Annotated in this window: 18 protein-coding genes; 12 read left to right on the top strand and 6 right to left on the bottom strand. The window is 71.7% G+C overall.

Translation table 11 applies throughout. The features are described 5' to 3' along the window. Positions 1 to 81: 81 nt before the first annotated feature. The 6 genes from atpA (at position 82) to ABD954_RS10370 (ending at position 5,851) form a co-directional block, all read left to right on the top strand. Positions 82 to 1,677 carry a F0F1 ATP synthase subunit alpha gene (atpA, locus tag ABD954_RS10395; protein ID WP_345485614.1) on the top strand — a complete coding sequence of 532 codons (1,596 nt, stop codon included), beginning with the start codon at positions 82 to 84 and terminating at the stop codon, positions 1,675 to 1,677. A gap of 20 nt (positions 1,678 to 1,697) precedes the next feature. After that, on the top strand, positions 1,698 to 2,615 hold the full coding sequence (locus tag ABD954_RS10390) for a F0F1 ATP synthase subunit gamma (RefSeq protein ID WP_345485612.1): 918 nt from the start codon (positions 1,698 to 1,700) through the stop codon (positions 2,613 to 2,615). Beyond that, the gene (gene atpD, locus ABD954_RS10385; protein WP_345485611.1) at positions 2,615 to 4,054 is read left to right on the top strand and encodes a F0F1 ATP synthase subunit beta; all 1,440 of its coding nucleotides are present in this window, start codon (positions 2,615 to 2,617) and stop codon (positions 4,052 to 4,054) included. Before ABD954_RS10390 ends, atpD begins: the two co-directional genes overlap by 1 nt. A gap of 112 nt (positions 4,055 to 4,166) precedes the next feature. Further along, positions 4,167 to 4,541 carry a F0F1 ATP synthase subunit epsilon gene (locus ABD954_RS10380; protein WP_345485610.1) on the top strand — a complete coding sequence of 125 codons (375 nt, stop codon included), beginning with the start codon at positions 4,167 to 4,169 and terminating at the stop codon, positions 4,539 to 4,541. Between the two features lie 144 nt (positions 4,542 to 4,685). Further along, entirely contained in the window at positions 4,686 to 5,132 is a 447-nt protein-coding gene (locus ABD954_RS10375) for a DUF2550 domain-containing protein (protein WP_345485609.1), read from the top strand. A gap of 2 nt (positions 5,133 to 5,134) precedes the next feature. Beyond that, positions 5,135 to 5,851, top strand: coding sequence for a 4'-phosphopantetheinyl transferase family protein (locus tag ABD954_RS10370; RefSeq protein WP_345485608.1), 717 nt, complete (start codon positions 5,135 to 5,137; stop codon positions 5,849 to 5,851). Here the strand turns inward: ABD954_RS10370 and ABD954_RS10365 are convergent. The 3 genes from ABD954_RS10365 to ABD954_RS10355 form a co-directional block, all read right to left on the bottom strand. Further along, positions 5,832 to 7,679: a glycosyl hydrolase family 18 protein gene (locus ABD954_RS10365; RefSeq protein ID WP_382745882.1), complete on the bottom strand. Its 1,848-nt coding sequence runs from the start codon at positions 7,677 to 7,679 to the stop codon at positions 5,832 to 5,834. The two genes, ABD954_RS10370 and ABD954_RS10365, sit on opposite strands and share 20 nt — an antisense overlap. A gap of 122 nt (positions 7,680 to 7,801) precedes the next feature. Then, the gene (locus tag ABD954_RS10360) at positions 7,802 to 8,443 is read right to left on the bottom strand and encodes a response regulator (protein WP_345485607.1); all 642 of its coding nucleotides are present in this window, start codon (positions 8,441 to 8,443) and stop codon (positions 7,802 to 7,804) included. Beyond that, positions 8,440 to 9,636, bottom strand: a complete 1,197-nt coding sequence (locus ABD954_RS10355; RefSeq protein ID WP_345485606.1) for a sensor histidine kinase — start codon at positions 9,634 to 9,636, stop codon at positions 8,440 to 8,442. The genes ABD954_RS10360 and ABD954_RS10355 overlap by 4 nt, the downstream gene beginning before the upstream one ends. 172 nt (positions 9,637 to 9,808) lie before the next feature. Between ABD954_RS10355 and ABD954_RS10350 the strand changes: the two genes are divergently transcribed. Next, entirely contained in the window at positions 9,809 to 10,468 is a 660-nt protein-coding gene (locus tag ABD954_RS10350; RefSeq protein WP_345485605.1) for a hypothetical protein, read from the top strand. On the opposite strand, the gene ABD954_RS10345 is transcribed toward ABD954_RS10350, so the two are convergent. Beyond that, positions 10,388 to 10,960: a cob(I)yrinic acid a,c-diamide adenosyltransferase gene (locus ABD954_RS10345; protein ID WP_345485604.1), complete on the bottom strand. Its 573-nt coding sequence runs from the start codon at positions 10,958 to 10,960 to the stop codon at positions 10,388 to 10,390. The genes ABD954_RS10350 and ABD954_RS10345 overlap by 81 nt on opposite strands. A 230-nt stretch (positions 10,961 to 11,190) precedes the next feature. On the opposite strand from ABD954_RS10345, the gene ABD954_RS10340 reads away from it, so the two are divergent. From ABD954_RS10340 to ABD954_RS10330, 3 genes are all read left to right on the top strand, one after another. Continuing rightward, positions 11,191 to 12,039 carry a 3-hydroxyacyl-CoA dehydrogenase family protein gene (locus ABD954_RS10340; RefSeq protein WP_345485602.1) on the top strand — a complete coding sequence of 283 codons (849 nt, stop codon included), beginning with the start codon at positions 11,191 to 11,193 and terminating at the stop codon, positions 12,037 to 12,039. Between the two features lie 161 nt (positions 12,040 to 12,200). Then, the gene (locus tag ABD954_RS10335; protein WP_019889522.1) at positions 12,201 to 12,524 is read left to right on the top strand and encodes an STAS domain-containing protein; all 324 of its coding nucleotides are present in this window, start codon (positions 12,201 to 12,203) and stop codon (positions 12,522 to 12,524) included. 183 nt (positions 12,525 to 12,707) lie between these two features. Further along, positions 12,708 to 15,350 carry an ATP-binding protein gene (locus ABD954_RS10330; protein WP_345485600.1) on the top strand — a complete coding sequence of 881 codons (2,643 nt, stop codon included), beginning with the start codon at positions 12,708 to 12,710 and terminating at the stop codon, positions 15,348 to 15,350. 80 nt (positions 15,351 to 15,430) lie between these two features. Here ABD954_RS10330 and nucS read toward each other — a convergent pair whose 3' ends face one another. Beyond that, on the bottom strand, positions 15,431 to 16,120 hold the full coding sequence (nucS, locus tag ABD954_RS10325) for an endonuclease NucS (RefSeq protein WP_345485599.1): 690 nt from the start codon (positions 16,118 to 16,120) through the stop codon (positions 15,431 to 15,433). A gap of 238 nt (positions 16,121 to 16,358) precedes the next feature. Between nucS and ABD954_RS10320 the strand changes: the two genes are divergently transcribed. After that, a complete protein-coding gene (locus ABD954_RS10320; protein WP_015036224.1) occupies positions 16,359 to 16,751 on the top strand; it encodes an SCO5389 family protein in 393 nt (130 codons plus the stop codon). Positions 16,752 to 16,852: 101 nt separating this feature from the next. On the opposite strand, the gene ABD954_RS10315 is transcribed toward ABD954_RS10320, so the two are convergent. Beyond that, entirely contained in the window at positions 16,853 to 17,887 is a 1,035-nt protein-coding gene (locus tag ABD954_RS10315; RefSeq protein WP_345485598.1) for an LLM class flavin-dependent oxidoreductase, read from the bottom strand. 210 nt (positions 17,888 to 18,097) lie between these two features. On the opposite strand from ABD954_RS10315, the gene ABD954_RS10310 reads away from it, so the two are divergent. Further along, positions 18,098 to 18,424: an ATP/GTP-binding protein gene (locus ABD954_RS10310; RefSeq protein WP_345485597.1), complete on the top strand. Its 327-nt coding sequence runs from the start codon at positions 18,098 to 18,100 to the stop codon at positions 18,422 to 18,424. The last annotated feature ends 21 nt before the right edge of the window (positions 18,425 to 18,445 follow it).

Raw genomic sequence — 18,445 nt, 5'->3', positions numbered from 1 at the left:
GAGATTGCAGAAGATTCCTGGGGGTCGGCCCCCAGACCCCCTAAGAAACTTCGGGCCCAACAAGGAGAGCAGGGAACCCAGATGGCGGAGCTCACGATCCGGCCGGAGGAGATCCGGGACGCGCTGGAGAACTTCGTCCAGTCGTACCAGCCGGACGCGGCCTCGCGCGAGGAGGTCGGCACGGTCAGCCTGGCCGGCGACGGTATCGCGAAGGTCGAGGGTCTTCCCTCGGCCATGGCGAACGAGCTGCTGAAGTTCGAGGACGGCACTCTCGGCCTCGCGCTGAACCTGGAAGAGCGCGAGATCGGTGCGATCGTCCTCGGCGAGTTCAGCGGCATCGAGGAGGGACAGTCGGTGCAGCGCACCGGCGAGGTCCTCTCCGTCGGTGTCGGTGAGGGATACCTGGGTCGCGTCGTCGACCCGCTCGGCAACCCGATCGACGGTCTCGGCGAGATCGCGACCGAGGGCCGCCGCGCCCTCGAGCTGCAGGCGCCCGGCGTCATGCAGCGCAAGTCGGTCCACGAGCCGATGGAGACCGGCTACAAGGCCGTCGACGCCATGACGCCGGTCGGCCGTGGTCAGCGTCAGCTGATCATCGGTGACCGCCAGACCGGCAAGACCGCCCTGGCCGTCGACACGATCATCAACCAGCGCGACAACTGGCGCTCGGGCGACGTGAACAAGCAGGTCCGCTGCATCTACGTCGCCATCGGCCAGAAGGGCTCCACCATCGCGTCCGTGCGCGCGGCCCTCGAAGAGGCCGGCGCGCTCGAGTACACGACGATCGTCGCCGCCCCGGCGTCCGACCCGGCCGGCTTCAAGTACCTCGCCCCGTACACCGGCTCGGCCATCGGCCAGCACTGGATGTACCAGGGCAAGCACGTCCTGATCGTCTTCGACGACCTGTCGAAGCAGGCCGACGCCTACCGCGCCGTGTCGCTGCTGCTGCGCCGCCCGCCGGGCCGTGAGGCCTACCCGGGTGACGTCTTCTACCTGCACTCCCGCCTGCTCGAGCGCTGCGCCAAGCTCTCGGACGAGCTGGGTGCCGGTTCGATGACCGGTCTGCCGATCGTCGAGACCAAGGCCAACGACGTCTCGGCGTTCATCCCGACCAACGTCATCTCCATCACGGACGGCCAGTGCTTCCTGGAGTCCGACCTGTTCAACGCCGGTCAGCGTCCGGCCCTGAACGTCGGTATCTCCGTCTCCCGTGTCGGTGGCTCGGCCCAGCACAAGGCGATGAAGCAGATCTCCGGCCGCCTCCGCGTGGACCTGGCCCAGTTCCGTGAGCTGGAGGCGTTCGCCGCCTTCGGTTCCGACCTGGACGCCGCGTCGAAGGCGCAGCTGGAGCGCGGTCAGCGCATGGTCGAGCTGCTGAAGCAGCCGCAGTACCAGCCGATGGCCACGGAGAACCAGGTCGTCTCCATCTGGGCCGGCACCACCGGCAAGATGGACGACGTCCCGGTCGCCGACATCCGTCGCTTCGAGGCCGAGATGCTGGCGTACCTCCGCCAGAACCACTCGGGCCTCATGACCTCCATCCGTGAGGGCGGCAAGATGTCGGACGACACGCTGCAGTCCGTCGGCGACGCGATCGCGGAGTTCAAGAAGCAGTTCGAGACCTCTGACGGCAAGCTGCTCGGCGACGACGCCTCCGCCGTCAACGTCTCGAAGTGACGACGGAAGGGACCTGACTCATGGGAGCGCAGCTCCGGGTCTACAAGCGTCGCATCAAATCCGTCACCGCGACGAAGAAGATCACCAAGGCGATGGAGATGATCGCCGCCTCGCGCGTCGTCAAGGCGCAGCGCAAGGTGCAGGCGTCGACCCCGTACGCCACCGAGCTCACCCGCGCGGTGACCGCGGTGGCCACGGGCGCCAACGACAAGCACCCGCTGACCACCGAGGCGGAGAACCCGACCCGTGCCGCGGTTCTGCTCCTGACGAGCGACCGCGGTCTGGCCGGCGCGTTCAACTCCAACGCCATCAAGGCGGCGGAGCAGCTCATCCGGAAGCTGGAGGGCGAGGGCAAGGAGGTCGACATCTACGTGGTCGGCCGCCGTGGCGTCGCGCACTTCAACTTCCGTGAGCGCAAGCTGGCCGACACGTGGACCGGCTTCACGGACGAGCCGACGTACGCGGACGCCAAGAAGATCGGCGAGCCGCTGATCGAGGCGATCGAGAAGGAGACGGCGGAGGGCGGCGTGGACGAGCTCCACATCGTCTACACCGAGTTCGTCTCGATGATGACGCAGACGGCGGTCGAGGCCCGGCTGCTGCCCCTCAGCCTCGACGAGGTCGCGAAGGAGGCCGGCGAGACGGACAAGCTCCGTCCGCTGTACGACTTCGAGCCCTCGGCGGAGGACGTCCTGGACGCCCTCCTCCCGCGCTACGTCGAGAGCCGCATCTACAACGCGCTGCTTCAGTCCTCGGCCTCGAAGCACGCCGCCACGCGGCGCGCGATGAAGTCGGCGACCGACAACGCGGGTGAGCTGATCACCAATCTCACCCGACTTGCCAACGCGGCCCGCCAGGCCGACATCACCCAGGAAATCAGCGAGATCGTCGGTGGCACCGCAGCCCTGGCCGACGCGACCGCGGGGAGTGACAAGTAATGACGACCACTGTTGAGACGGCCGCCGCCACGGGCCGCGTCGCCCGGGTCATCGGCCCGGTCGTCGACGTGGAGTTCCCCGTCGACGCGATGCCGGAGATCTACAACGCGCTGAACGTCCAGGTGCCGGACCCGTCCGGCGAGGGCACCAAGACGCTGACCCTCGAGGTCGCGCAGCACCTCGGTGACGGCATGGTCCGCACCATCTCGATGCAGCCCACCGACGGTCTGGTCCGCCAGGCCCCGGTGACCGACACGGGCGACGCGATCACCGTCCCCGTCGGTGACGTCACCAAGGGCAAGGTGTTCAACACCCTGGGCGAGGTCCTCAACGAGGACCCCTCCACGGTCGCGGACGCCGAGCGCTGGGGGATCCACCGCAAGGCCCCGGCCTTCGACCAGCTCGAGTCCAAGACCGAGATGTTCGAGACCGGCCTGAAGGTCGTCGACCTCCTCACCCCGTACGTCAAGGGTGGAAAGATCGGTCTGTTCGGTGGTGCCGGTGTCGGCAAGACCGTTCTGATCCAGGAAATGATCATGCGTGTGGCGAAGCTGCACGAGGGTGTGTCGGTCTTCGCGGGCGTCGGCGAGCGCACCCGTGAGGGCAACGACCTCATGGTCGAGATGGAGGAGGCCGGCGTTCTCGACAAGACCGCGCTGGTCTTCGGCCAGATGGACGAGCCCCCGGGCACCCGTCTGCGCGTGGCCCTCGCCGGTCTGACCATGGCGGAGTACTTCCGCGATGTGCAGAAGCAGGACGTGCTGTTCTTCATCGACAACATCTTCCGCTTCACCCAGGCCGGTTCCGAGGTGTCGACCCTGCTCGGCCGCATGCCCTCCGCGGTGGGTTACCAGCCGAACCTGGCCGACGAGATGGGTCTCCTCCAGGAGCGCATCACCTCGACCCGTGGTCACTCGATCACCTCGATGCAGGCGATCTACGTCCCCGCCGACGACCTCACCGACCCGGCGCCGGCGACCACCTTCGCCCACCTCGACGCGACGACGGTTCTCTCCCGTCCGATCTCCGAGAAGGGCATCTACCCGGCCGTGGACCCGCTGGACTCCACGTCCCGGATCCTGGACCCGCGTTACATCGCGCAGGACCACTACGACACCGCCATGCGGGTCAAGGGCATCCTGCAGAAGTACAAGGACCTCCAGGACATCATCGCGATCCTCGGTATCGACGAGCTGAGCGAGGAGGACAAGCTGGTCGTCCACCGCGCCCGGCGTGTCGAGCGCTTCCTGTCCCAGAACACCCACGCGGCGAAGCAGTTCACCGGTGTGGACGGTTCGGACGTTCCGCTCGACGAGTCGATCTCCGCGTTCAACGCGATCTGCGACGGAGAGTTCGACCACTTCCCGGAGCAGGCCTTCTTCATGTGTGGTGGTCTCGAGGACCTCAAGAAGAACGCCAAGGAGCTCGGCGTCTCCTGAGCCCCGTGCTCGCCTGAGGGGGGCGGGATCGGTCCCGCCCCCCTCGTCACGCCCACTAGAATTGATCCCAACACCCGGCAGCACCGCCGGGTGGTGACCCGAGGAGCCAACCTTGGCTGCTGAGCTGCACGTCGAGCTGGTCGCCGCTGACCGGAGTGTCTGGTCCGGCGAGGCCACCCTGGTCATCGCGCGTACCACCTCCGGCGACATCGGCGTCATGCCCGGTCACCAGCCGCTGCTCGGTGTGCTGGAGTCGGGCCCGGTGACGATCCGCACGAGCGAGGGCGGCACCGTCGTCGTCGCCGTCCACGGCGGGTTCATCTCCTTCGCCGATGACAAGCTGTCTCTGCTCGCGGAGATCGCCGAGCTGGCGGACGAGATCGACGCCCAGCGTGCCGAGCGCGCGCTGGAGCGGGCCAAGGCCGAGGAGGACGCCGCCGCCGAGCGGCGCGCCGAGGTCCGGCTGCGCGCGGTAGCGGTCCGCTAGCGGACCGCGCCGAGAGTTGTTTCCTCAGCCGCGGCACGGCTGGAATTTTCCAGACCGTGCCGCGGCTGAGGCGATGCAGATGCAGGTTGTATTCGGTCAGACCGGGTCCACCGGTCACGGGAAGCGGCGAGGAGGTCGGTGAAGATGTTCCTCGCGCTGCTTGTCTGCGGCCTGGTCGTCGCACTGGTGGTGATCGGGCTCTTCGTCTTCGGCTTGCGACGGAGACTGATCCAGCGCGCCGGCGGCACCTTCGACTGTTCCCTGCGCTGGAACGTGCCGGAGACGCCGGACACCACCGGCAAGGGCTGGGTCTACGGCGTCGCCCGCTACAGCGGTGACGAGATCGCCTGGTTCCGTGTCTTCTCGTACGCGCCCCGCCCGCGCCGGGTCCTGGAGCGCTCGGCCATCGAGGTCCTGGAGCGCCGGATGCCGGAGGGCGAGGAGGAGCTGGCCCTGCTGTCGGACTCCGTGATCCAGGGCTGTCTGGTGAAGGGCACCCGCCTGGAGCTGGCGATGAGCGAGGACGCGCTCACCGGCTTCCTGGCCTGGCTGGAGGCGGCGCCTCCGGGGCAGAGGGTCAACGTCGCCTGATCATGACCGCCGATTCCGCCCCCGATGTTCTTGTACGGCCCGGTGAGTGCCACGTGTGGACCGCCCGGGCCGTTTCCGTTTCCCCGGACCGGCTGCGGCTGCTCGACGACCGCGAGCGGCGGGTGTACGAGTCGCTGCTGCGTCCGGGTGAACGCGCGCTGTACCTGACCGCGCACGCCCTGCTGCGGCTGGTCCTGGGGGAGGCGCTGGGCCGGGATCCGGCGGGGCTGGTCTTCGCGGCCGGTCCGCACGGCAAGCCGTACCTGGAGGACGCTCCGGTCGAGTTCTCGCTCTCGCACTCGGGGGAGCGGGTGGCGGTGGCGCTGACCTCGGGCACCCCGGTGGGCGTGGACGTGGAGCGGGTCACCCGTCCGGCCGAGCTGCCGCTTCCGGTGCTGTCCGAGGAGGAGCGGGTCGCGTTCGATCGCGTGCCGGGGCCGGAGCGCGCGGCCGCCTTCACCGCGTACTGGGTGCGCAAGGAGGCGGTCCTGAAGGCGACCGGGGAGGGCCTGCGGGTCGATCCGGCCCGGCTGACCGTCTCGGCCCCCGACCGGCCGGCGAGGCTGATCGGCTGGCGGGGGCGAAACGACGTACAGCCGCACCGGACGGTGCGGCTGTACGACCTGGACGCGGGGGAGGACTACCGGGGGGCCGTCGCCCTGCTGGGGGGCGGGGCCCACCGGATCGTGCGGCGGACGGTCAGCTCAGTCCGCTGTTGAGGGCGCCGACCAGCTCGCCGTTCGAGGTGTCGCCGCTGAACTCCCAGAAGAAGGCGCCGCCCAGGCCCTGGTTCTTGGCCCAGCCCATCTTCGAGGTGACGGTGGCGGGGGTGTCGTAGCTCCACCAGTTGGTGCCGCAGTGGGCGTAGGCGGTGCCGGCGACGGTGCCGTTGGCCGGGCAGGAGTTCTTGAGGACCTTGTAGTCCTCGATGCCCTGCTCGTAGGTGCCGGCGGCGGGCCCGGTGGCGGTGCCGCCCGGCTCCTTCTGGGTGACTCCGGTCCAGCCCCGGCCGTAGAAGCCGATGCCGAGCAGCAGCTTGTTCGCCGGGACGCCCTTGGCCTTGAACTTGGCGATCGCCTCGGCGGAGTTGAAGCCCGCCTGCGGGATGCCGGGGTACGAGGTGAGCGGGGAGTGCGGGGCCGTCGGACCCTTCGCCGCCCAGGCGCCGAAGAAGTCGTACGTCATCACGTTGAACCAGTCCATGTACGGCGCGGCGCCCGCGTAGTCGGTGGCGTCGATCTTGCCGCCGGCGGAGGCGTCGGCCGTGACGGCCGCGGTGACCAGGTTGTTCGCGCCGAACTTGGCGCGCATGGCCTGCATCATGTTCTTGAAGGCGTTCGGACCGCTGGTGTCACAGGACAGACCGCAGGCGTTGGGGTACTCCCAGTCGAGGTCGATGCCGTCGAAGACATCGGCCCAGCGCGGGTCCTCCACCAGGTCGTAGCAGGACTGCGCGAAGGCGGTCGGGTTCTGCACGGCCTGGCCGAAGCCGCCGGACCAGGTCCAGCCGCCGAAGGACCAGAGGACCTTGATGTGCGGGTAGGCCTTCTTCAGCTTGCGCAGCTGGTTGAAGTTGCCGCGCAGCGGCTGGTCCCAGGTGTCGGCGACGCCGTCGACGGACTGGTCGGCGGTGTAGGCCTTGTCGTAGTCGGCGTAGGCGTCGCCGATGGTGCACTTGCCGCCGGTGACGTTGCCGAAGGCGTAGTTGATGTGGGTGATCTTGGACGCGGAGCCCGAGGTCACGATGTTCTTGACGTGGTAGTTGCGCCCGTAGACGCCCCAGTTGGTGAAGTAGCCCATCTTCACCGCGCTGCCGGGCTGGGGGTTGCCCCCGCCGCCCGTGGTGCGCACGGAGACGGCTCCGCTGGCCGGGCCGGTCTGGTCGGCGGTGTCGCGGGCGACGACGGTGTAGGTGTAGTCGGTGCCCGCGGTCAGTCCGGTGTTGGTGTAGGTCAGCCCGGTGACGGTGGCGACGGTGGTCCCGTTGCGCTTGACGTCGTAGTTCTTGATGCCCTTGTCGTCGGTGGCCGCGGTCCAGGTGAGCTTCACCGAGGTGTCGGTGACGCCGGAGGCCACGGGCGTGCCGGGGGCGGAGGGGGCGCTGTCGCCGGGCTGGGTGGAGCCGTCGCAGGAGCCGCCGTTGACCTTACAGCCGCTGGGCGAACCGGAGCCGGTGCCGTTGAAGCCGAAGGAGACGGTGGCGCCGGGGGCGAGGGTGCCGTTCCAGCCGATGTTCTTGGCGGTCCAGTGGGTGCCGGAGCCGGTGACGGTGGCGTCCCAGGCCGAGGTGACCGCGGTGCCGGAGGGGAAGTCCCACTCGACGGTCCAGGAGGAGAGGGTGGTGGTGCCGGTGTTCTTCACCGTCCACTTGCCCTCGAAGCCGGATCCCCAGTCGGAGACCTTGGTGTAGGTGGCGGTGGCGGAGGTGGCCGCCTCGGCGGGGGCGGCGAGACCGACCATGGCGGCCAGGGGCAGGGCGAGGGCGGTCAGACCGGCGGCGATCCGGTGTCTGAAGCCTGCTCTGCGCGTCGGTGCTTGAGTGCTCAACGGTGCTCCTCAAGTTGCGGACGGACAAAGTGGGGGGTGGTCCGTGGAGATGCGCGCGCCCCGCGAGCGTAGGAAGGTCTGGACCAATCGTCAAGAGGTCCAGACCAACGTCGCCCAGGCTTCTACAACCCCAACTCCCTGGCCAGAACCGCCGCTTGCACCCTGCTTCGCAGCTCCAGCTTGCCGAGCACCTTCGACACATGGGTCTTCACGGTCGCCTCCGCCATCTCCAGGCGCACCGCGATCTCCGCGTTGGACAGCCCCGCGCCGAGCGCCGCGAGCACCTCCCGCTCCCGGGGCGTCAGCGCGTCGAGGGCACCCGGGGGCGCGGCGGCCGGCCGGGTCGGCGCCGCGAACTCGGCGATCAGCCGCCGGGTCACCGCCGGCGCGATCAGTCCCTCGCCGCGCGCCACCGTCCGCACCGCCTCCACCAGGTCCTTCGCGTCCGTGTTCTTCAGCAGGAAGCCCGCGGCGCCCGCCCGCAGCGCCCCGAACACGTACTCGTCGAGATCGAAGGTGGTCAGCACCAGGACGTCGGCGAGCCCCTCCGCCACCACCTGCCGGGTCGCCGACACCCCGTCGAGCCTCGGCATCTGCACGTCCATCAGGACCAGGTCGGGGCGCAGCTCGCGCGCCAGCTCCACCGCCCGCTCGCCGTCCGCCGCCTCGCCCACCACCTCGATGTCGGGCGCGCTGCCCAGGATCAGCACGAGCCCCGCCCGTACCGCGCTCTGGTCCTCGGCGACCACGATCCGGATCGTCATCCCTCCGGCGTCCTCTCCTCGGCGGGCAGCACGGCCCGCACCTGCCAGGTCTTCGTCCCGTCCCCGTCCGGCACGGGCCCCGCCTCGAACGTGCCGCCGAGCAGCGCCACCCGCTCCCGCATGCCGACGAGGCCGGCCCCCGAACCCGGCGCACGAGGGCCCGGACGGTCCCCGAACGGGCTGGTCACCCGTACCGTCAGCGCTCCGGCGTCCCGGGCCAGGTGCACGACGACCGGTCCGGCGGAGGCGTGCTTGAGGGCGTTGGTCAGCGACTCCTGCACGATCCGGTACGCGGCGAGCTCGACCGGCGCGGGTAGCCGCTCGCCCGTCTCCTCGCGGGTGTCGTCGAGGACGAAGGCGAGACCGCTGGAGGAGCCGTTCGTCCCGGCCTGCGCGAGCAGCGCGTCCAGGCCGGCGAGCGTGGGCGCGGCCGCCGGTTCGGCGTCCCCGCTGCTGTCCCGCAGCAGGCCGATCAGGCGGCGCATCTCGGCGAGACCCGCGACGCTGTTCTCCCGGATCACGCCCAGCGCGGTCCGGGTGGTGTCCGGGTCGTCGAGCGACAGCGCCGCCGTGGAGTGGATGGCGATCGCCGAGAGGTGGTTGGCCACCATGTCGTGCAGCTCGCGGGCCATCCGGGCGCGCTCGGCGGTCACCGCCTGGATGCGGTCCTTCTCGGCGAGCAGCGCCGTCTGCTCGGCGCGCAGCCGGGCGGCGTCGGCGGCCTGCCGGTGGTTGCGCACCACGGCGCCGGTGAGCGCCGGCAGGAAGCAGACGATGCCGCTGGCGAGGCCGACCAGGAGGGCGATGGCGTTCTGCCACCACACCAGGAAGCCGACGGTGACGCCGACGGTGATCAGACCGGTCGTGTACGGGATGCGGCGGGCCGAGGCGGGCGGGCCGTACACGACGGCGGCGTAGACCACGTCGGTGAACATCAGGATGGTCAGGACGTTGCCGTGGGTGAACTCGTTCGCCACGACGGTGACCGTGCCGACGAGCAGGGCGGTGCGCGGCAGGGAGCGGCGGACCGTCTCCGCCGCGGTCATCACCAGCAGCGGGATCAGCGGCGCCCAGCGGGTCTCGACGAGGGCGTCCGTACGGACGACCATGCCGAAGCCCCACAGCAGCAGGCCGCAGGCCAGGCCACAGGCGGCGATGAGCAGGTCGACGCGGTGCGGGCGGGGGAGTCTCACCCTCCTATCCAACACGCCGCCGGCCGCCCGGGCGTCGCCGTCCGGGCCGATCCGCGGCGTGCCGCCCCTCCGTCGAAGGATGTAGACGCACCTCGTCGCGCGCGACGACGAAACGGGCCCGGCGGCACGGGAGGCTGGGAGGGACAACGGGGGGACCGGAAGGAGCCTGGTCGTGATCGTCACGCTCATCGTCGTCTGCGAGGTCGGGTTCTGGGTGCTGCTGGCAGCCGGACTCGCCACCCGCTACCTGCTGAAGATGCCGCGCACCGGCCTCGCACTGCTGCTGTGCGAGCCGCTGCTCGAGGTCCTGCTGCTCGTCGTGACGGCGGTCGACCTCAAGAACGGTGCCGAGCCGAGCTGGCGGCACGGCCTGGCCGCCGTCTACATCGGCTACACCGTCGGCCACGGCCACCGCACCGTGAAGTGGCTCGACGGCCATGCCGCCCACCGCCTGGGCGGCGGCCCGCGGCCGGCCGGCCCGCCGAAGTACGGCCGGGCCCGCGCCCGCCACGAGGGCGAGATCTGGCTCGGCTCGCTGGTCGCCGGCGCCGTCGCGAGCGCCCTGCTGCTCGCCGCCGTCTGGTACGTGGGCGGCGACGGCGACACGTCCTCGCTGAAGAGCTGGATCTACGGGGCCTGGCGGGCCGTCGGCATCCACGGACTGATCGCCCTCAGCTACGCGATCTGGCCGAAGAAGGCGCCGGAGGGGACGGCGCCAAAGACGCGGGAGGAGACGCCGGCCGGGAAGGGCTCAGCGGTCGCCGCCCGGCACCCACAGGACGTCGCCGACCTCCCGGTTGGCGGTCCGCGCAAGGATGAAGAGCAGGTCTGAGAGCCGGTTGAGGTACGTGGCGGTCAGCGGGTTCATCGTCTCGCCGTGTACCTCCATGGCCGCCCAGGTCGAGCGCTCCGCGCGCCGGACCACCGTGCACGCCTGGTGCAGCAGCGCCGCACCGGGCGTGCCGCCGGGCAGGATGAAGGAGCGCAGCTTCTCCAGCGGCTCCAGGAAGCGGTCGCAGTCCGCCTCCAGCTTGTCGACGTACGACTGCTCCACCCGCAGCGGCGGGTACTCCGGGTTCTCGACGACCGGCGTGGCCAGATCGGCGCCCACGTCGAACAGGTCGTTCTGGACCCGGACGAGGACCTTCACGACCTCCTCGTCGAGCTGCCCCAGCGCGACGGCCGTGCCGATCACGGCGTTGGCCTCGTTGGCGTCGGCGTAGGCCGCGATCCGCAGATCGGTCTTGGCGGTCCGGCTCATGTCGCCGAGGGCGGTGGTGCCCTGGTCGCCGGTGCGGGTGTAGATGCGCGTCAGATTGACCATGCGACCAGCCTAGTTTCGCGCCGGCCTCCCGGAACGCCCCTGTGCCGATGGTCACGGCGCCGGGGTGCCGGGCTACGCCGTGCGGGGGCAGCCGGCCTGTCGCGAGTGTGACGTCCGTCAAACGGGACGTGACGCGCCTTACTTCTCGGTCACAACGCCGCCCGCGCCCGCTAATCTCCGCCGAAGAGCCAGAAGTGAACAGTCGTCGAGGGCATTGAGGGGTGGAAGACGTGGCCAGGAAGCTCGCCGTCATCGGGGCCGGACTCATGGGGTCCGGCATCGCGCAGGTTTCGGCCCAGGCAGGCTGGGACGTCGTCCTGCGCGACGTCACCGACGCCGCGCTGGTCCGGGGCACCGACGCCATCAAGACCTCCTACGAGCGCTTCGTCGCCAAGGGCAAGCTCGACGCCGCCGACGCCGAGGCCGCGCTCGGCCGGATCACCGCGACCACCGAGCTCGACGCGGTCGCCGACGCCGATGTCGTCGTCGAGGCCGTCTTCGAGAAGCTCGAGGTCAAGCACGAGATCTTCCGCTCCCTCGACAAGGTCGCCAAGGACGGCGCCGTCCTCGCCTCCAACACCTCCGCCATCCCGATCACCAAGATCGCCGCGGTGACGGAGCGCCCGGAGGCCGTCGTCGGCACCCACTTCTTCTCGCCGGTCCCGATGATGCAGCTGTGCGAGCTCGTGCGCGGCTACAAGACCAGCGACGAAACCCTCGCCACCGCCCGCGAGTTCGCCGAGTCCGTCGGCAAGACCTGTATCGTCGTCAACCGCGACGTGGCCGGCTTCGTCACCACCCGCCTCATCACGGCGCTCGTCGTCGAGGCCGCCAAGCTCTACGAGTCGGGCGTGGCCACCGCCGAGGACATCGACATCGCCTGCAAGCTCGGCTTCGGGCACGCCATGGGCCCGCTCGCCACCACCGACCTGACCGGCGTCGACATCCTCGTCAACGCCACCAGCAACATCTACGCCGAGACCCAGGACGAGAAGTTCGCCCCGCCGGAGCTGATGCGCCGGATGGTGGACGCGGGTGACATCGGCCGCAAGAGCGGGCAGGGCTTCTACAGCTACTGAGCCGCACACCGGTTCCGCACAGGGGTCCGACCGCCCCCGCACCATCGCCCTCAGGGGTGAATTTCGATATCGGTTCGCTTACAAGGCGCAACGCTTCTGCCGATCCGGCAGTCAAGCGTTGCGTGGACGGGCACACGACGGAGCACTCTCGGGGAGCGCATATGCACATCAGGGGCGACCACGCCGAGCTGGTCGTCGGGGGCCGCCTCGACGTCCGCAGCGCGGCGGACGCCCGAACGGTCCTGCACTCGGCGGTCGACGACGGAGTCGGCGACCTCGTGCTCGACCTGACCGGCCTCGACTCCTGGGACGCCACCGGGCTCGGCGTCATCATGGGCGCCCACCGCCGGGCCGGCCGCTGCGGCCGCCGCCTGGTGCTGCGCGGAGTGCCGCCCCAGATGCAGCGCCTCCTCGTCGCCACCCGACTCCACCGCATCCTCGCCATCGAGGGCGGCCTGGCCGCCGAGTCGCTGCCCCGCGTCTGAACGGACGTCACGTCACAGCCGCGACACGCGGCTGTGAAGCCACTGTGAGAACCAGGCGTCACGCGCAATCCTCACAAGACCGTGACGTCTTGGGCTCGGTGCCACCCCGACTGTTCCCGGAGGTCGGACAACCGTCTAGGGTCGGCTCGCCTGCACATCGCCCGCCGCTTGGGAGCTTGGACCATGGACCCGACCAACCGGGGACCGGAGGAGTACGGTCACGACGCCGAGGGCGCGGACACCCGCCCCGGACACGCCGTACCCACGCCCGCGTCCACCGCCCCCGCCCGGGTGCGCACCGCCCGGATCGTCTCCGGCGGCCTCCTGCTCAACGTCAACCCCCTCGACGGCAGCGAGATCGAGGTCTGCCCGCCCGGAGAACAGCCCCCGGCCCCCCGCCGCCGCACCGACCGGGAGCGCGCCGAGGCCGCCCGCGCGGCCCACCCGCCCGTACCGCCCGGCCCCGCGGCACCCGCCCTTCCCCTGCTCGAACGGCAGGAACAGCGCGACCAGCTCGTCCACCACCTCAGCCGGGGCCGCTCCGCCCGGCTCACCGGCCCCGCCGGCTCCGGCCGCAGCACCCTCCTCGACGCCGTCGCCGCCGACTGCGCGGACATCGCCCCCGACGGCGTCGTCCGGCTCTCCGGACACCACCGCACGCCCACCGACCTGCTGTACGAGCTCTTCCACGCCGTCCAGCACGCCCCCGGCTACCGGCCCGACCGCGAGGAACTCCTCATCGAGGTCCGCGGCATCGGCGCCATCGTCGTCGTCGACGACCTGGAGTTCGGTGGCGCCGCCCTCGACGAACTGCTCGCCGCCACCCCCGACTGCGCCTTCCTCCTCGCCGCCACCCCCGACACCCCCGCCGCCTCGCCGGAGGCCGCCCTCGAGGAGGTCGAGCTCCCCGGACTCGGCCGCGCCGCCGCCGTCACCCTCCTGGAGAGCGCCGTCGGCCGCTCGCTGACCGAGGACGAGGCCAACTGGGCCGGCGACCTCTGGTTCGAGTCCGAAGGGCTGCCGCTCCGCTTCGTCCAGGCCGGCGCCCTGCTCCGGCAGCGCGACCGGCTCCGGGTCGGTCCCGCCGAGTTCGACGCCTTCGGCGCCCTGGAGGAGGCATTCGGCCCGTCCGCCGGCACCGGTGCCGCCGGCCCGCGCGCGACGGCAGGACCGCCCGAGGACCCCGACGTCGAGGTCCGCGACATACCGCTGCCCAGCCTCGGCGAGGGCGCCGCCCCGGCCGCCCTCCTCGCCTCCCGGCTCAGCCGCGCCGCCCAGGAAACCCTGCGCTTCGCCGTCGCCCTCGGCGGCGAGGTGCCCCACCAGGCGCACCTGCCCGCCCTCGTCGGCGACACCCACGCCGACGCCGCCGTCGGCGAGCTCATGTCCTGCGGTCTGCTCTCCCCGGTCGGCACCCGCTACCGGCTCGCCGCCGGCGTCCTCACCCAGCTCCTCGCGCGGAACTACGAGCCCGACCCCGCGGCCCGCGCCCACACCGTCGCCCAGCACTACGCCTGGTGGGCCGGACACCCCTCCGTCAGCGCCGAGCGCGCCACCGCCGAGGCCGACTCCCTGCTCGCCGCCCTCACCGTGCTGATCACCGGCACCGCACCCGAACACCCGGCCACCGCCGTCCAGCTCGCCCGCGCCGCCGCCCCCGCCTTCGCCGCCGGACTGCACTGGAGCGCCTGGGAACGCGCCCTGCGCGGCGGCCAGGAGGCCGCCCGCCTCGCCGGCGAGGTCGCCGAAGAGGCTTTCTTCCACCACGAGTTGGGCATCCTCGCGCTCTGCCGGGGCAGCCTGCAGCGGGCCCGTGCCGAGCTGGAGGCATCCATCGCCCTGCGCGGCGCCCTCGCCGACAAGCGCGGCACGGTCGCCGGCCGCCGGGCCCTCGCGCTCGTCGCCGACCTGGCCGGCGAGCCCGCTCCCGTGGAACCGGCCGCCCCTGCCACGCCGCCCGCGGGCACCCCGACCGCCGCGCCGGCCGCCCGGCCCCCGGCCCTGCCGCGCCGCGAAGGCCCCGCCTCGCCGCCCCGCGGCATCCCGGCGAACGCCCCGCTCCCGGCCAGGTCCGCGAAGCCGGCCTTCCCGGAGCTCGCCCCGCCGACCCCGCCGCGTTCCTTCCCGGCCGTCATCACGGAGCCCCCGACCGTCGTCGGCGGCGCGGGCAGCGCCGTGGGCGCCGCCACGGCCCCGATCCCCTCCGGCGACCGGGACGGGGGCCGGGACCGGGACGACGACCGGCCGGGCGGCCTGCGCAAGGGCATCCTCACCGGAGCCCGCCGCAACCTGGCCGCCGTGGGCGCGGGCGCCCTCCTCGTCGCCGTACTCGGCACGGTGGTCACCCTCGGCGCCACCTCCGGCGACGGCACCGAGCCCGGCGCCGACCGGGTCACCTCCGACAGCAGCGCGACCCCGGACGGCACGGACGACGGCACCGGTGGCGAACCCGAGCCCACCGACGACGCCACCGACCGCCCCGCCGACCCGGCGTCCCCCGGGCCGACCGGCACGGCGGCACCGGGCGCGACCGGCCCGGCCACCGGTTCGCCGAGGCCGACGGACTCGCCGTCCGCGACGGACAGCGGTGAGCCGGGCGACCCGACGAAGACGCCGCCGCGCCCGACGATGTCGCCGACGGGAACGACGTCCCCGACGCCCACTCCGTCGTCCTCGTCGACCACGCCGAGCACGCCGAGCACGTCTCCGTCGACGGGGACGTCGAACCCGACGCCCACCGGCACCCCCAGCGGCTCCACCTCCACCTCCGCCTCGGCCTCCGGCTCCCAGTCCGCCCCCTCCACCGGCAGCGGCGCCCCGGCCTGACCCGCGTACGCCGAAGGCCCGGGTGCGCTCACCGCACCCGGGCCTTCGCCGTGTCCCTGTCCGTACGTACGTACCGGGGGTCAGAACAGCCGCAGCTTGTCGTCCTCGATCCCGCGCAGCGCGTCGTAGTCCAGCACCACGCAGTCGATCCCGCGGTCGGTCGCGAGCACCCGGGCCTGCGGCTTGATCTCCTGGGCCGCGAAGATGCCCTTCACCGGCGCCAGGTGCGGGTCGCGGTTGAGCAGCTCCAGATAGCGGGTCAGCTGCTCCACGCCGTCGATCTCGCCGCGCCGCTTGATCTCCACCGCGACCGTCGCCCCGTCGGCGTCCCGGCACAGGATGTCCACCGGGCCGATGGCGGTCGGGTACTCCCGGCGGACCAGGGTCCAGCCCTCGCCCAGCGTCTCGATGCGGTCCGCGAGGAGCTCCTGGAGGTGCGCTTCCACGCCGTCCTTGATGAGACCCGGGTCGACACCCAGTTCGTGCGAGGAATCGTGGAGGATCTCCTCCATCGTGATGATCAGTTTCTCGCCCGCTTTGTTGATCACGGTCCAGACCGCGGCCGCCCCGTTCTCCACGGCCTCGCCGTCGACGGATTCCTTCAGCGTGCAGGGCGGCGACATCCAGTTGAGCGGTTTGTACGCCCGGTCGTCCGCGTGGATGGAGACGCTGCCGTCGGCCTTGACCAGGATCAGACGGGGCGCGGAGGGCAGGTGGGCCGTGAGCCGGCCCGCGTAGTCCACGGAGCAACGGGCAATGACGAGACGCATGGTCCGCAACGCTACAAGACGCACGCCGCTCTACGCGATTCGGGCCGTAACGCCCGCCGGGCGTACGCCCAACACCCGTCGCTTATTGGCCGGTTGTGTGCCCAATCTCCTGGTGCGGTCAGGACCCGGCGCTTACCGTGGAGGACAGGAGGTCGTCGCCCGTGCACGCTGCGTGCGCGTCACCGGCCCCTGCCCCTGCCCGCAAGACCCCGCTCGCGGGGTCGCGAGAGGAGAACCCATGTCGCTCGACGTCTCACCGGCGCTGTTGGAACAGGCCGAGCGAGGCGAGGTCGACGAAGCCGACTTCGTCGACTGCGTCCGGACCTCCCTGCCCTACGCGTGGGAGATGATCAGTTCTCTGGTGGCACAGCTGAAGGTCGACGGCGGAGAGTTCGCCGACAACCAGACGCCGCCGCCGAACGAGCAGGCACGCGGTCAGCTGCTGCGTGCCCTCGCGAGCGATGCCATCCGCGGTGCGCTGCAGCGGCACTTCGGGGTGCGTCTCGCCTTCCAGAACTGCCACCGGGTGGCGGTCTTCCCGCTGGACCCGTCGGTGGACGAGCGGCTCGCCCGCTTCACCTCCGTCCGGGGGCAGCTTCTCAACCAGTCGCCGGAACTGCGCGACTGCTGACGGACCTGGCCGTCGCCGCTCCGCATCGCGGGAGAAGGAAAAGGATGCCGGAGCGGCGGCGCGGTCCCGCACCGCCACGAGCCGTCACGCCGCATGAACCGTCACGCCAGCAGGGGCAGCACCTCGGCGCCCAGCCGCCGCACGTTCTCCTCCGTCGCCGTGAGGTCACCCGAGCCCTCGGCGAGCAGCGCGAAGCGGGTGATGCCGGTGCGCTCGGCGGTCGCCGCGAGCCGGTCCGCCGCGAGCCGGGGCGTGCCCACCGGGTGCAGCCCGCACAGCAGCTCCGTGTACGCGACCGGGTCGCGCATCGCGCGCTGCCGGCCGTCCACCGTCACATGCGCGTCCAGGCCCTGCTTCAGCCAACCGGGCATCGCCTTCACCAGTGCCTCCGCCGCGTCGGCGGTGCGGTCGGCGACCTGGGCCACCCCGGCCGACACGTGGCCGGCGCCGATGCGCGCGATCTCGTCCGGGTCGCGTCCGGCCTCCCGCGCGCACCGCTCCCAGCAGGCCACCATCTCGGCCTTCTCCTCGTCCCCGCAGTGCATGCCGAGCAGCATCGGCAGGCCCCGCTCGGCGGCCAGCCGCACACTGTGCTGCGAGGTGCAGGCGACCACCACCTCGGGGGCGGCCGGGCCGCCGATCAGCTCGCCCGGAGCGGGCACGACCGCCACCTCGCGGAAAGCGAATCGTTCCCCCTGGGCGCCGACCCGGGGCTCGGACAGCCAGCGGAGCAGCAGATCGAGCGACTCGGGGAAGTCCCGCTCGTACGCGGGCAGTCCCGAACCGAAGACCTCCAGGTCCACCCAGGGCCCGCCCCGGCCCACCCCGAGGGTGAACCGGCCGCCCGAGGTGACGTGCAGCAGCGCCGCCTGCTCGCCCAGCGCCACCGGGTGGACGCTCGGCAGCACGCTGACCGCCGTGCCGACCCGGATCCGGCGGGTGCGGCCCAGGAGCAGCGCCGCCAGCGTGACCGCGGAGGGGCACACCCCGTACGGCACGAAGTGGTGCTCGGCCAGCCAGACGGAGTCGAGCCCCGCCTCCTCGGCGACCTCGGCGGTCCGCACCGCGCGATGCAGTGCTTCCCCCTGGCCCTGGCCCGGGAACTGGGCGGCCAGTACGAACGTACCCACGCGCATCGTTTCTGCCTCCTCGCGGACGGCGCGTCTCCCCCCTCGGACTTCCCCACGTACCGGCAACAACGTCTGACACGTGCCAAAGGCAACGGCCCTTCATGAAGTTCTTGCGATTTTCCGCTCATCCCTGTCAGGCGGGGGAGTGGGCACCCCGTCGCGGCCCGTACGCTGGACGGAACCTTCCGTGTTCCGTCCCCCCAGCGAGGTGTCGAAGTGTCCCCGCGCCACAACCGCCCCCGTGGCGGCGCGAAGCCCACAGCACAGGGTGATCCGGGAGAGCGGTACGGCGGTGTGCAGCGCACCGAGAGCTGGCAGGGCGAGGAGTGGTACGTCCGCCTGGTGGCCGGCGCGAGCGCGCCCGGCAAGCGCTACCGCTGCCCGGGCTGCGACCAGGAGATCCCCTCCGGCGCCCCGCACCTGGTGGCCTGGCCGGAGTACGGCGGCGTGGACGACCGCCGCCACTGGCACAAGGCCTGCTGGAACGCCAAGGACCGCCGCACCACCCGGGTGCAGCGGTCCCGCAACGCGCCTCGCTACTGAGCGGCCCGTGTCCCGGGCCCC

The sequence above is a fragment of the Streptomyces roseoviridis genome (assembly GCF_039535235.1).
In the GTDB taxonomy this organism is placed as follows: Bacteria; Actinomycetota; Actinomycetes; order Streptomycetales; family Streptomycetaceae; genus Streptomyces; species Streptomyces roseoviridis.
This window is presented reverse-complemented; position numbering and strand designations above follow the sequence as displayed.

Excerpts from the sequence above, each read along its gene's own strand:
- atpA (WP_345485614.1), top strand. The coding sequence starts at position 82 with ATGGCGGAGCTCACGATCCGGCCGGAGGAGATCCGGGACGCGCTGGAG.
- ABD954_RS10390 (WP_345485612.1), top strand. The coding sequence starts at position 1,698 with ATGGGAGCGCAGCTCCGGGTCTACAAGCGTCGCATCAAATCCGTCACC.
- atpD (WP_345485611.1), top strand. The coding sequence starts at position 2,615 with ATGACGACCACTGTTGAGACGGCCGCCGCCACGGGCCGCGTCGCCCGG.
- ABD954_RS10375 (WP_345485609.1), top strand. The coding sequence starts at position 4,686 with ATGTTCCTCGCGCTGCTTGTCTGCGGCCTGGTCGTCGCACTGGTGGTG.
- ABD954_RS10370 (WP_345485608.1), top strand. The coding sequence starts at position 5,135 with ATGACCGCCGATTCCGCCCCCGATGTTCTTGTACGGCCCGGTGAGTGC.
- ABD954_RS10360 (WP_345485607.1), bottom strand. The coding sequence starts at position 8,443 with ATGACGATCCGGATCGTGGTCGCCGAGGACCAGAGCGCGGTACGGGCG.
- ABD954_RS10345 (WP_345485604.1), bottom strand. The coding sequence starts at position 10,960 with ATGGTCAATCTGACGCGCATCTACACCCGCACCGGCGACCAGGGCACC.
- ABD954_RS10335 (WP_019889522.1), top strand. The coding sequence starts at position 12,201 with ATGCACATCAGGGGCGACCACGCCGAGCTGGTCGTCGGGGGCCGCCTC.
- ABD954_RS10330 (WP_345485600.1), top strand. The coding sequence starts at position 12,708 with ATGGACCCGACCAACCGGGGACCGGAGGAGTACGGTCACGACGCCGAG.
- nucS (WP_345485599.1), bottom strand. The coding sequence starts at position 16,120 with ATGCGTCTCGTCATTGCCCGTTGCTCCGTGGACTACGCGGGCCGGCTC.
- ABD954_RS10320 (WP_015036224.1), top strand. The coding sequence starts at position 16,359 with ATGTCGCTCGACGTCTCACCGGCGCTGTTGGAACAGGCCGAGCGAGGC.
- ABD954_RS10315 (WP_345485598.1), bottom strand. The coding sequence starts at position 17,887 with ATGCGCGTGGGTACGTTCGTACTGGCCGCCCAGTTCCCGGGCCAGGGC.